Genomic DNA, 12,507 nt, shown 5'->3' on the forward strand with positions numbered 1-12,507 from the left:
CCGTGGTCGTGGGGCCGAAGGCTCCCCACCCGTCTTTCCCACGACGGGATCTTCCTTCATAGGGGCCCCAAAGAAACCACTCCACCCCATCGAGCGGACCCACCAACCCAGCCACCCCGGGAACCCAGAGAGCACCCCCACAACCCAGGGAACACTCAGCCGCGAACCACCTCAAGAACCAACGACTCACGAACAGCCGCAGTCTCAGCAATGGCATACGCACCATCAAGAGCAGCCAAAGCAGCAGGAACCGCACCAGGCGTATCCGTCCGCAACTCCAGCAAGGGATCACCAACGCGAACAACATCACCCGGCTTGACATGGCACAGCACCCCAGCAGCAGCCTGCACCGAATCCTCCTTACGAGCCCGCCCAGCCCCCAACCGCCAGGCCGCAACCCCAACAGCATAAGCGTCCAAATGAGACAAAACCCCATCCGACGACGCCGCAACAGTGTGCACATGCTGAGGCTGCGGCAACGGAGCATCCGGATCACCCCCCTGAGCCCGAATCATCGCGGCCCACACCTCATAAGCCGCACCAGACCGCAGAACCTCTCCAGGGTCCACATCGGACAATCCAGCCAGATCCACCATCTCCCGAGCCAGAGCGAGCGTCAGCTCCACCACATCAGAAGGCCCACCCCCGCGCAGAACCTCAACCGCCTCCGCCACCTCCACAGCGTTCCCCACCGCCCGCCCAAGCGGAACCGACATGTCAGTGATCAACGCGGAAACCCGTATCCCCCGCGAAACACCGATGTCAACCAAAGCGGCAGCCAGCGCGCGGGCGTCCTCGGGAGTCTTCATGAAAGCGCCCGAACCGCATTTGACGTCCAACACCAGAGCGTCGGCGCCCTCAGCGATCTTCTTGCTCATGATCGAAGCGGCGATCAGCGGAATGGACTCCACCGTCGCGGTGACGTCACGGAGGGCGTAGAGCTTGCGATCAGCGGGAGCCAGCCCCTCGGTCGCCGCGCAGATCACCGCGCCCACGTCCACCAGCTGCGCCTGAATCTCCTCGGAGGTCAGGCGAGCGCGCCACCCCGGGATGGACTCCAGCTTGTCGAGGGTGCCGCCAGTGTGCCCGAGGCCACGGCCGGAAAGCTGTGGCACCGCCGCTCCACAGGCGGCGACCAGCGGAGCAAGCGGCAGCGTGATCTTGTCACCGACCCCGCCGGTGGAGTGCTTGTCGACCGTCGGCCGGTCGACCAGCAGGGACAGGGTCTCCCCGGAGGCGATCATGGCGGCGGTCCAGCGGGCGGTCTCGGCGGCGTCCATGCCGTTGAGGTAGATCGCCATGGCCAGCGCGGACATCTGCTCCTCGGCGACGACGCCCCGGGTGTAGGCGCCGACCACCCAGTCGATCTGCTCGTCGGTCAGCCGGGCGCCGTCGCGCTTGGCCCTGATGACGTCCACGGCGCTGAACGGCTCCATCGGCGTCCCTTCTCGTCGGCTCTCGCCCACCGTAGCCCGGGTGCGCAGAAGCGAGCAGAATCGGCGCGGCGGCCGTGGCAGGCTCGGCTCAGCCATCCGGGGAGGACCTATGCGGCTCATCGGCGCGCCGTCGTCGTTCGCGCTTGAACTCGGGCCGGTGGACGAGGTGGACACCGGGTTGCGCACGGTCCGCGTGCACGTCGCCGGGCAGGTGGTGACCGGGCGCGACACCCTGGTTTACGTGCCGCACCTCGCCGACGTCCTGCGCGCCGACGCGGCGCGCCTGCGGGCGTTTCCCGACGTCGACCCGCTGTTCGCGGGCCGCTCCCCGGTGGAGGCGTTCGACCTGCTCATGGCGGGCGACCCGGCCATCACCTCCGCCGAGCACTGCCGACTGTCCGGCGCGTGCCGGTTTCTCGACTGGGGTGTCGGCACCGACCACCTGCTCGGTTTCCTGATTCCCGGCCCCCGCCTGCTCTGCGCCCGCCGCGACGGCACCGGCCCACTCTTGGACGCCCCCGTCACCCGCGCCGACCTCATCGACGCCCTCGACACCGCCGCCGACGACCTGACTGCGGGCTACACCGTCTTCCGCGACCGCACCCGCGCCTGACTCACCCCGGCGAACCACCAGAGGTACGTTTCGCCCATCTCCGTCGACGCGCCAGCAAGGCTCGAAATCGAGCCCCGGTGCCTTGGGACCAGGCCCAGGCATGGTTAGCGACCGGCCAGGAGCCGTGGTCCCGAGACCAAGGGCTGGTCCGCGGCGGCCTCACGGCAGGTGGGCTGGGCCGAAGGCGTCGGGGAGGATCGCGCGCATGGGGGCCGGGCCGGTGGGGGTGTCGACCAGGCAGTCCGGGCCGCCGAGTTCGTAGATGATCTGGCGGCAGCGGCCGCAGGGCATGAGCAGGTCGCCTGCGCCGCTGCGGCAGGCGAGGGCGATGAGTCTGCCGCCGCCGGTCAGGTGGAGTTGGCCTGCCAGGGTGCATTCGGCGCACAGTGCCAAACCATAAGAAGCGTTTTCGACGTTGCAGCCGGTCACGAGTCTGCCGTCGGCGACGATTCCGGCCGCGCCGACCTGGAGGCCGGAGTAGGGGCAGTAGGCCGACGCGGCGGCGGCCACCGCCGCCGCGCGGAGGGCGGGCCAGTCGATGGTCATATGCCCTGGCCCCGTTGGTAAGGCACGCCGATGGCTCGGGGGACGCGCAACCGCTGCGAGGCGAGGCCGAGGACCAGCAGGGTCACCACGTACGGGGCGGCGCCGACCAGTTCCGGGGGCACCTCGTCGCTGGTGAAGTACCACCAGGCGAACAGGACGCCGATGGCGGCGGCGACGCCGGACAGGATGTGGTGGCCCGCGCGGTACTGGATGACCGCGACGACGAGCAGGGCGATGCCCAGCAGCAACAGCAGCGCGTGCACCGCGCCGGAACCGCGCAGCGCCATGGCGTCGGTGTAGCCGAACAGGGTGGCTCCGGTGGCCAGGCCGCCGGGGCGCCAGTTGCCGAAGATCATCGCGGCCAGGCCGATGAAGCCGCGGCCGCCGGTCTGGCCGTCGCGGAACTGGCCGGAGCTCACCGCGAGGAACGCGCCGCCGAGGCCAGCGAACGCGCCGGAGGCGACGACCGCGAGGTACTTGTACCGGTAGACGTTGACGCCCAACGACTCCGCCGCGGTCGGGGCCTCGCCGCAGGAGCGCAGGCGCAGGCCGAACGGGGTGCGCCACAGCACCCACGCGGTGAGCACCAGCAGCGCCACCGCCAGGACCGTCAGCAGTGACACCTCGGTGGTGAGCCCGCGCAGGATGCCCGCGAGGTCGGAGACGAAGAACCAGCGCTTCGCCTCGACCGTGCCCAGCAGGTCCGACACGCCGGGGATGGTGATCTTCTCGGCGTCGGCGACGCGCGGCGACTGCTTCTGGCCGCCGCCGGGGGCGTCGGCGAAGTACAGCTTCGACAGGAACAGCGCCGCGCCGGGGGCGAGCAGGTTGACCGCGACACCGGAGATGATGTGGTCGACGCCGAAGGTGACCGTGGCGACCGCGTGCAGCAGGCCGCCGACCACGCCCAGGACCAGGCCGAACGCCACGCCCGCCCACGGACCCCACTGGTAGCCCGCGTATCCGGCGCCGAACGTGCCGAGCACCATCATGCCCTCAAGACCGATGTTGATCACGCCAGCGCGTTCGGCCCACAGTCCAGCCAGCGCGGCCATCGCGATCGGCACGGCCGCGATGAGAGCGGCCTGCACGGTGCCCGACGAGGTCAGGTCGGTGGCCCCGCTGAGCACCCGGACCAGTGACAGCACCGCCAACGCGCCGACCGCGATGAGCAGGTACACCATGGGAGACAGCCGTTTCCCGCGCTTGGCGGGAACCGCCTTCTGCTCCAGTGTCAACCCGCCACTCATCGGGCCACCTCACAAGCTCGGTGGCCCCGCGTGCCCAGCCACTGCGTCACGGACACAGCCGAAAGCCCGCACTGTGCCAAAGACTCATCCGAAAGCTCGCACTGTGTAAATGATTCGCTCGCAAGCTCGCTCATTTAGGCCGACACCTCTTCCAGCGTCTTGGTCCGCCCCAGCGCTCGCCCGACGTCGCGTTGCTCGGCGCGGACGCGATAGCGGCGCACGAGTTCGTAGGCGACGACGACCGACAGCACGATCACGCCCTGCATGATCAGCACGATCTCCCTCGGCACGCCGGAGACGTCCAGCGCGTTGGCCGCGTTGTCCAGGAAACCCCACAGCAGCGCGGCGACGGCCATGCCGACCGGGTGGTTGCGGCCGAGCAGGGCCACCGCGATGCCGATGAAACCCAGGCCCGGCGGGAAGTCCAGCGAGTACGAGTGCGACGAGCCCAGCAGCTGCGGCATCCCGACCAGCCCCGCGACGGCCCCGGACAGCAGCATCGACCAGACGACCATCTTCTTCACGCTCACACCGCTGGCCACCGCCGCTGACTCCGACAGCCCGGTCGCCTTGAGCTCGAAACCGAAGCGAGTGCGGGAAAGCACGAACCAGTAGACGACGCCGACCGCCACCGCGAGGAACACCAGGCCGAAGATCTTCGACGTCGACCCCGGGTAGTCGATGCCGGGGACCTGCCCGCCCTCGGTGATCGGCCGGGTGCCGACGTTGTTGCTGCCCGGCACATCCTCGGCGAGCCGGGCCGGATTCAGCAGGTAGGACACCAGGTACGTGGCGATCGCGTTGAGCATGATCGTGGAGATCACCTCGGACACGCCCCGGGTGACCTTGAGCAGCGCGGCCAGCCCGGACCACGCCGCGCCGACCAGCATGGCCGCCGCGATCGTCATGGCGACCCGCAGGAACGACGGGATGCCGTCCATGAACGCCGCGCCCGCGAGCGCGGCGGAAAGCATCGCGGCCAGCCGGTACTGGCCGTCCACGCCGATGTTGAACAGCTTCATCTTGAAGCCGATCGCCACCGCGACCGCGGCCAGGTAATACTGCGTCGCGCTGTTGAGCGAGTTGACCGACGTGCGCGGCCGCTGCGCCGCGGTCGCCATGGCGTCCACTGTGTCCAGTGGCAAGTTTCCGGTCAGCGCCAGGATGAGCGCGCACACCAGGGCCGCGAAGACCAGCGCCCCGACTGGCGCGACGAGTCCCAAAAGGACGGATCGCGCGGAGAACCTGCCCATCAGCTTTCCCTCCCGGCTCCGGTCATCGCGGAGCCGAGCTGCTCCGGGGTCACGGTGGACGGGTCGTAGTCGGCGACGAGTCTGCCGCGCAGGATCACCGCCAGGGTGTCGGACATGCCGATCAGCTCGTCCAGGTCGGCGGAGATCAGCAGCACCGCCAGCCGCTCGGCGCGGGCGTGGCGGATGTGCTCCCAGATCGCGGCTTGCGCGCCGACGTCGACGCCGCGCGTGGGGTGCGAGGCGATCAGCACGACCGGGTTCCCGCTCATTTCCCGGCCCACGATCAGCTTCTGCTGGTTGCCGCCGGACAGCGCGGCGGCGTGCACGTCGATGCCGGGCGTGCGGACGTCGTACCGCTCGACAATGCGCTGGGTGTCGGCCTTCGCGCCGCGCCGGTCGAGCAGCGGGCCGCGCGCGTTGGGCTTGCGGGTCTGGTGCCCGAGAATCCGGTTCTCCCACAGGGACGCCTCCAGCAGCACGCCCTGGCGGTGCCGGTCCTCGGGGATGTAACCCATGCCCGCTTCCCTGCGGTGCCTGGTCGACAGGCGGGTGATGTCCGCGCCCGCCAACCGCACCGATCCGGCGCTGGGGACGCGGATGCCCATCAGCGCCTCGACCAGCTCGGCCTGGCCGTTGCCCTCCACGCCCGCGATGCCCAGCACCTCGCCCGCGTGGATGGTGAACGACACGTCGTCGAGGACCTTGCGACCGTCCGCCGAGGTCACCGTCAGCCCGCTCGCGGCGAGCACCGGCCGGTCGGTCACCGTCGACTCGCGCAGCTCCGGCACCGGCAGCGCGCTGCCGACCATCAGCTCGGCGAGCTTGCGGGCGGTGACCTCGCGCGGCGACACGCTGGCCACCGTGGTCCCGCGCCGCATGACGGTGATGGCGTCGGCGACGGCCAGCACCTCGTCCAGCTTGTGCGAGATGAACAGGATGGTCAGGCCCTCGGCCTTGAGGTCGCGCAGGTTGCCGAACAGCTCGTCCACTTCCTGCGGCACCAGCACGGCCGTCGGCTCGTCCAGGATGAGCGTGCGGGCGCCCCGGTAGAGCACCTTGAGGATCTCGACGCGCTGCCGCTCGCCGACGCCGAGGTCGTCCACCAGGCGGTCCGGCTCGACGCCGAGGCCGTAGGCGTCGGAGATCTCGCGGATGCGGGCGCGGGCGGCGGCGAAGTCCAGCCGGACCCCGGCGCGCGGCTCGCTGCCGAGGACGACGTTCTCCAGCACGGTGAGGTTGTCGGCGAGCATGAAGTGCTGGTGGACCATGCCGATGCCCGCCCGGATCGCGTCCGCGGGCGAGGCGAACGACACCGGCTCGCCCGCCACGGCGATGGTGCCCTCGTCGGGCCGCTGCATCCCGTAGAGGATCTTCATCAGGGTCGACTTGCCCGCGCCGTTCTCCCCGACCAGGGCGTGCACGGTGCCCGCGCGGACGGTGATGTCGACATCGGCGTTGGCCACGACGCCCGGGAAACGCTTGGTGATCCCGGACAACTCGACGGCCGGGGCGGGATCGCCGCCCGCTGCTGACTCGGTGGACACGGCCCAATCCTTGTCGCTGAAGGGGTGGGTGCGGAACGGGCCCGGCGTCCGCTGGTCGCGGTCGCCGGGCCCGCGTCGGCCCGCATGAGCTGGCCTACTTCTCCGCCGGGACCTTGATCTCGCCCGCGACGATCTTGGCTTTGTACTCGTCCAGCTTGCCCTTGATGTCATCGATCTTGCCACCGCTGGTGGCGTAGCCGATGCCACCGGCCTTGAGGTCGTAGACCTTGGGGCCCGCGGTGAACTTGTCGTTCTTCACCGAGGTCACGAAGTCGTAGACGGCCACGTCGACCTCCTTGAGCATGGAGGTGATGATGACGTCGCGGACGTCGGCGAGGGCGGGCAGGTTGTACTGGTCGGAGTCGACGCCGATGCCCAGCTTGGTGTTGGCCTTGGCCGCCTTGAACACGCCGTTGCCCGAGCCGCCCGCCGCGGCGTAGACGACGTCGGCGCCCGCGTCGAACATGCCCTTGGCCGCGGTCTCGCCCTTGGCCGGGTCGTTGAAGCCGGTGAAGTCCGGCGGCTGGGTCAGGTACTTGACCTGCACGGTCGCGTCCGGTTTGACCGCCTTGACCCCGGCGGTGTAGCCGACCTCGAACTTCTGGATGAGCGGGGTGTTGACGCCGCCGACGAAGCCCACGTTGCCGGTCTGGCTCTTGAGGGCGGCGGCGACGCCGACGAGGAAGGAGCCCTCCTGCTCGGCGAAGACCAGGTTGGCGATGTTGGGGCCGGTGGTGTCCGCGCTGTCGATGAGGGCGAACTTGACGTCCGGGTAGTCCGCGGCGGCCTTCTTCAGCGCCGGGGCGTAGGCGAACCCGACCGCGATGATCGTGTTGTAGCCGCCCTCGGCGAGCTGGCGGAGCCGGTCCTCCTTCTGGGCGTCGGTCTCGCCCGCGGCGGCCTCAAGCTCCTTGATGTCGATGCCGAACTCGGACTTGGCCTTGTCCAAGCCGCGCGCCGCCGAGTCGTTGAAGGACTGGTCGCCGCGGCCGCCGATGTCGTAGGCGAGGCCGAGCTTGACCGACGAGGCGGCCGGGGTTCCCGGACCGCCACCCCCCGGAGCGGCGGTGTCGGAACCGCACGCGGCCAGGCCGAGGCCCAGCGCCAGCAGCCCGGCGGTGAGACGAACCCCTCGCATTCGGCGCAAGGCTTTCTCCCTTCCCGATCCCCCGTGCTCGACGTGACCGAACACGGATGTTCCGCAGGACCGTACCCCTGGCCGGAGCCGGGTTCCGGGCACACGCCGTTGTGTGACCCAATTGTTGATTGGTCCCCGGCCGGGTGGTCGCCGCGGGTGTCCCGGGTGGACGGCGAATAGGGGTCGTGAATGGAGGAATAGGGGTGGTGAATAGCGGATCATGGCCAATTACCTACTGCCGAGTAGATTGTGGTCACTCCAATTGGTGACCTGGCCGTGACCACTCTGTGTCACATCCGACTAGGCAAGACGGGGGCGGCGAAAGCTCACGAGGCCAGGTGGAATGCGGTGAGTGTGTCTCGTCCGTCACAGAGGGCATCGACAGGTTGGGTGCGCTCCGCTCCACGGGTCTAGCATCCGATGGGTCAACGCCCGTTTCGTGTGCATTCCGCGCGGGCATGAAGTCCATCAGCGACGTTGGAGGCCGGCTACCGATGTCCGACTCGGCCAGCGCTACCGTGGAGGTGGCGGCGCGCGGGTCCCGGCGCAACGGGACGCTCTACCGGGGAGACCCCGGAATGTGGTCATGGGTGGCGCACCGCATCACCGGGGTGCTCACCTTCTTCTTCTTGTTCGCGCACGTGCTCGACACCGCCCTCGTGCGGGTCTCGCCCAGCGCGTACGACGAGGTCATCGAGACCTACAAGACCCCCCTGGTGAACCTCATCGAGGTCGGCCTCGTCGGCGCGGTGCTCTACCACGCGCTCAACGGCCTGCGGGTCATGCTGGTCGACTTCTGGGAAAAGGGACCGCGCTACCAGAAGCAGATGCTCTGGGCGATCATCGGCGTCTGGGTGCTGGTGATGGTCCCCGGCGCCTACTTCATGATGGTCCGCACGGTGACCGAGATGTTCGGGGGGCACTGACCATGACACTCGCCCTGGACAAGCCCCGCTCGCCCCGGCGCCCAGCCGCCCGGCGCAGCAACTTCGAACTCGCCAGCTGGCTGTTCATGCGGATCTCCGGCCTAGCGTTGATCGTGCTGGTGCTCGGCCACCTGTTCATCATGAACATCCTCGACGGCGGCGTGCACCGAATCAACTTCGCGTTCGTGGCCGGACGCTGGTCCAGCCCGTTCTGGCAGTTCTGGGACCTGTCGATGCTCTGGCTCGCCGAGATCCACGGCGGCAACGGCCTGCGCACGGTCATCAACGACTACGCGCGCAAGGACAGCACCCGGTTCTGGCTGAAGATGATGCTGTACGTGTCCATGGTGCTGATCCTGGCCCTTGGCTCCTACGTCATCTTCACCTTCGACCCGGACATCCCCGCGAACTGAGCCTCCCACCACCGGAAGAAGCGGTTTGACCATGCAGTTCCACAAGTACGACGTGGTGATCGTCGGGGCAGGCGGCGCGGGCATGCGCGCGGCCTTGGCGGCGAGCGCCGAAGCGGGCGTCAGCCCGAAGACGGCCGTGCTCACCAAGCTCTACCCGACGCGGTCGCACACCGGCGCCGCCCAGGGCGGCATGTGCGCCGCGCTGGCCAACGTCGAGGAAGACAACTGGGAGTGGCACACCTTCGACACCATCAAGGGCGGTGACTACCTCGTCGACCAGGACGCCGCCGAGGTGATGGCCAAAGAGGCCATCGACGCCGTCCTCGACCTGGAGAAGATGGGCCTGCCGTTCAACCGGACGCCCGAGGGCCGCATCGACCAGCGCCGCTTCGGCGGGCACACCCGCAACCATGGCGAGGCCGCCGTGCGCCGGGCCTGCTACGCCGCGGACCGCACCGGCCACATGATCCTGCAGACGCTGTACCAGAACTGCGTCAAGCACGGCATCGAGTTCTTCAACGAGTTCTACGTCCTCGACATCTGCCTGACCGAGACCGACAACGGCCCGGTCTGCACCGGCGCGGTCGCCTACGAGCTGGCCACCGGCGAGATCCACGTCTTCCAGGCCAAGGCGGTCGTGTTCGCCACCGGCGGCTTCGGCAAGGTCTTCAAGACCACCTCGAACGCGCACACCCTGACCGGCGACGGCATGGGCATCGTGTTCCGCAAGGGCCTGCCGCTGGAGGACATGGAGTTCTACCAGTTCCACCCGACCGGCCTCGCGGGCCTGGGCATCCTGCTGACCGAGGGCGCCCGAGGCGAGGGCGCGATCCTGCGCAACGCCTCCGGCGAGCGGTTCATGGAGCGCTACGCGCCCACCATCAAGGACCTCGCGCCGCGCGACATCGTCGCCCGGTCCATGGCCCTTGAGGTGCTCGAAGGCCGCGGCGCTGGCCCGAACAAGGACTACGTGCTGCTCGACTGCACGCACCTGGGCGCGGAGGTCCTGGAGACCAAGCTGCCCGACATCACCGAGTTCGCCCGCACCTACCTCGCGGTCGATCCGGTGACCGAGCCGGTGCCGGTCTACCCGACCGCGCACTACGCCATGGGCGGCATCCCGACCAACATCCACGGCGAAGTGCTGCGGGACAACGACAACATCGTCCCCGGCCTCTACGCGGCGGGCGAGTGCGCGTGCGTCTCGGTGCACGGCGCGAACCGGCTGGGCACCAACTCGCTGCTGGACATCAACGTCTTCGGCCGCCGCGCCGGTCTGGCCGCGGCCCGCTACGCGGCGAACCACGAGCTGCTGGACCTGCCGGAGAACCCGGCGGCGCAGGTCGAGGCGCAGGTCGCGCACGCGTTGTCGGAGCACGGCAAGGAGCGCGTCGCGGACATCCGCACCGAGCTTCAGGCCACAATGGACGCCAACGCGTCGGTGTACCGCACCGAGGAGACCTTGAAGCAGGCCCTGCACGACGTGCAGGCGCTCAAGGACCGCTACGCGCACATCACGGTGCAGGACAAGGGGAAGCGGTTCAACACCGACCTGCTTGAGGCCATGGAGCTTGGCTTCCTGCTGGAGTTGGCCGAAGTCCTCGTCGTCGGCGCCCTGGAGCGCAAGGAGTCCCGCGGCGGCCACGCCCGCGAGGACTACCCCAACCGCGACGACACGAACTACATGCGGCACAGCATGTTCTACAAGCAGGGCGACGGTCTCAAGGGCGAAATCCGGCTGGACTACAAGCCCGTCACCTTCACCCGGTACAAGCCGATGGAGCGCAAGTACTGATGTCGACCGCTGCGATCACTGAGAACCCAGCCTCGGGAGCCCGAGGCGACCAGCCGCCCGTGCCCGAGGGCGCGGTCACCGTCACGGTGAAGATCCTGCGCTTCAACCCCGAGACCGACTCGGAGCCGCGCTGGGAGTCCTTCGGCGTGCCCGCGCTGCCCACCGACCGCGTGCTGAACCTGCTGCACTACGTCAAGTGGTACATCGACGGCACCCTGACCTTCCGCCGCTCGTGCGCGCACGGCATCTGCGGCTCCGACGCCATGCAGATCAACGGCGTCAACCGGTTGGCGTGCAAGGTCTTGGTGAAGGACCTGCTGGCCAAGGGCGACAAGCCCACCACGATCACCGTCGCCCCCATCAAGGGCCTGCCGGTGAACAAGGACCTGCTGGTCGACATGGAACCGTTCATGGAGGCCTTCCGCGCGGTCAAGCCGTTCCTCATCACCTACGGCAACGAACCCACCCGCGAACGCATCCAGTCCGCGGCGGACCGCGAACGCTTCGACGACACCACGAAGTGCATCCTCTGCGCCTGCTGCACCACCTCGTGCCCAGTGTTCTGGAACGAAGGCAGCTACTTCGGCCCAGCGGCCATCGTCAACGCCCACCGCTTCATCTTCGACTCCCGCGACGAGGGCGCCCAAGAACGCCTGGACATCCTCAACGACGCCGAAGGCGTGTGGCGCTGCCGAACCACCTTCAACTGCACCGACGCCTGCCCCCGAGGCATCCAGGTCACCAAGGCCATCCAGGAAGTCAAGCGCGCCCTGCTTTTCCGCCGCTGACTTACGTACTCACGCGAAGGCCGCGCCCTGGACCGGGCGCGGCCTTCGTCGTTCAGATGTCGTACTCGGCGGACAAATCACGCCCCGCGCCGAGAAAGTCCTCGGCGTATTCGGTCACGGAGCCGTGCTGGTCCCAGTACGTGTTGGACATAGTGAGCGCGAGAGTGCCTGCCTCAGTGCCCAAGTGCGCCGCGAGGTCCGCGGGAACAGCCCGCAACGCCACAACATCACGACGCCGGGAGGCGCGTCGGCCGGTGCGTTCCTCCACCAGGCCGAACGTCATTTTCGGCAGCGTCGCCGCTTCGATGAGTTCAGGGGCCACGTCCGCCAGTTCTCCCGGCAACCATGAGGTCGACACGGCGACCACCCCCAGGTCATCGACATACATCCGCTGGCGCTGGACTACCGGCACACCTTGGTCGACTCCCAGCGCGTACGCGACATGTTCGGGCGCAGGCGACAGAGCCGCTTTCAGAATGACAACTCGCTCGCCGGGTTGGAAGCCGTCTCCAGTGCCACGCAACATGGTCAGCCGGTCCGGTCCTGTCGTGAGCTTCGGAGCCTTGACGTACGTGCCTTTTCCTTGCTCGACCGCGACGCGCTCCTCAGCCCGCAGCAGGCCGATCGCCTCGCGAACCGTGGGACGAGACACCCCATAGGTCTGGATGAGCTCGCGCTCCGGAGGAAGCAGGTCGCCCGGACCATAGACACCCGCGTTGATCTTGTCTCGGAGATCGTTGGCCACCTGCCGATAGGCCGGTAGACCTGAACTCTTGTCGATCATATCTCGGGCGCTCCCTCACAT

The 12,507-nt window shown here is 68.6% G+C and carries 12 protein-coding genes; 5 read left to right on the plus strand and 7 right to left on the minus strand.

What is annotated here, in order from left to right; translation table 11 throughout:
* Positions 1-155: 155 nt before the first annotated feature.
* Entirely contained in the window at positions 156-1,436 is a 1,281-nt protein-coding gene (locus tag ACZ6SD_RS23280; protein WP_465319087.1) for a thymidine phosphorylase, read from the minus strand.
* A 40-nt stretch (positions 1,437-1,476) separates the two neighbouring features.
* Between ACZ6SD_RS23280 and ACZ6SD_RS23285 the strand changes: the two genes are divergently transcribed.
* A complete protein-coding gene (locus tag ACZ6SD_RS23285; RefSeq protein WP_465319088.1) occupies positions 1,477-2,049 on the plus strand; it encodes a hypothetical protein in 573 nt (190 codons plus the stop codon).
* 159 nt (positions 2,050-2,208) lie between these two features.
* Here the strand turns inward: ACZ6SD_RS23285 and ACZ6SD_RS23290 are convergent, their stop codons facing one another.
* The 5 genes from ACZ6SD_RS23290 to ACZ6SD_RS23310 form a co-directional block, all read right to left on the minus strand.
* Entirely contained in the window at positions 2,209-2,595 is a 387-nt protein-coding gene (locus ACZ6SD_RS23290) for a cytidine deaminase (RefSeq protein ID WP_465319089.1), read from the minus strand.
* Entirely contained in the window at positions 2,592-3,845 is a 1,254-nt protein-coding gene (locus tag ACZ6SD_RS23295) for an ABC transporter permease (RefSeq protein ID WP_465319090.1), read from the minus strand. Before ACZ6SD_RS23295 ends, ACZ6SD_RS23290 begins: the two co-directional genes overlap by 4 nt.
* Positions 3,846-3,979: 134 nt before the next feature.
* Positions 3,980-5,098, minus strand: a complete 1,119-nt coding sequence (locus ACZ6SD_RS23300) for an ABC transporter permease (protein WP_465319091.1) — start codon at positions 5,096-5,098, stop codon at positions 3,980-3,982.
* On the minus strand, positions 5,098-6,642 hold the full coding sequence (locus ACZ6SD_RS23305; RefSeq protein ID WP_465319092.1) for an ABC transporter ATP-binding protein: 1,545 nt from the start codon (positions 6,640-6,642) through the stop codon (positions 5,098-5,100). The genes ACZ6SD_RS23300 and ACZ6SD_RS23305 overlap by 1 nt, the downstream gene beginning before the upstream one ends.
* Positions 6,643-6,736: 94 nt before the next feature.
* Positions 6,737-7,780: a BMP family lipoprotein gene (locus ACZ6SD_RS23310; RefSeq protein ID WP_465319150.1), complete on the minus strand. Its 1,044-nt coding sequence runs from the start codon at positions 7,778-7,780 to the stop codon at positions 6,737-6,739.
* 494 nt (positions 7,781-8,274) lie between these two features.
* On the opposite strand from ACZ6SD_RS23310, the gene sdhC reads away from it, so the two are divergent.
* The 4 genes from sdhC to ACZ6SD_RS23330 are packed head-to-tail and all read left to right on the plus strand — an operon-like array spanning position 8,275 to position 11,702.
* Positions 8,275-8,706 carry a succinate dehydrogenase, cytochrome b556 subunit gene (gene sdhC / locus ACZ6SD_RS23315; RefSeq protein ID WP_465319093.1) on the plus strand — a complete coding sequence of 144 codons (432 nt, stop codon included), beginning with the start codon at positions 8,275-8,277 and terminating at the stop codon, positions 8,704-8,706.
* A 2-nt stretch (positions 8,707-8,708) separates the two neighbouring features.
* On the plus strand, positions 8,709-9,119 hold the full coding sequence (locus ACZ6SD_RS23320; protein WP_091451945.1) for a succinate dehydrogenase hydrophobic membrane anchor subunit: 411 nt from the start codon (positions 8,709-8,711) through the stop codon (positions 9,117-9,119).
* 31 nt (positions 9,120-9,150) lie between these two features.
* Positions 9,151-10,914, plus strand: coding sequence for a succinate dehydrogenase flavoprotein subunit (gene sdhA / locus ACZ6SD_RS23325; protein WP_465319094.1), 1,764 nt, complete (start codon positions 9,151-9,153; stop codon positions 10,912-10,914).
* Positions 10,914-11,702, plus strand: coding sequence for a succinate dehydrogenase iron-sulfur subunit (locus tag ACZ6SD_RS23330; protein WP_465319095.1), 789 nt, complete (start codon positions 10,914-10,916; stop codon positions 11,700-11,702). The genes sdhA and ACZ6SD_RS23330 overlap by 1 nt, the downstream gene beginning before the upstream one ends.
* A gap of 52 nt (positions 11,703-11,754) precedes the next feature.
* Here the strand turns inward: ACZ6SD_RS23330 and ACZ6SD_RS23335 are convergent, their stop codons facing one another.
* Entirely contained in the window at positions 11,755-12,486 is a 732-nt protein-coding gene (locus ACZ6SD_RS23335) for a GntR family transcriptional regulator (protein ID WP_465319096.1), read from the minus strand.
* Positions 12,487-12,507: the final 21 nt, after the last annotated feature.

Source organism: Actinokineospora sp. NPDC051303 (assembly GCF_055586285.1).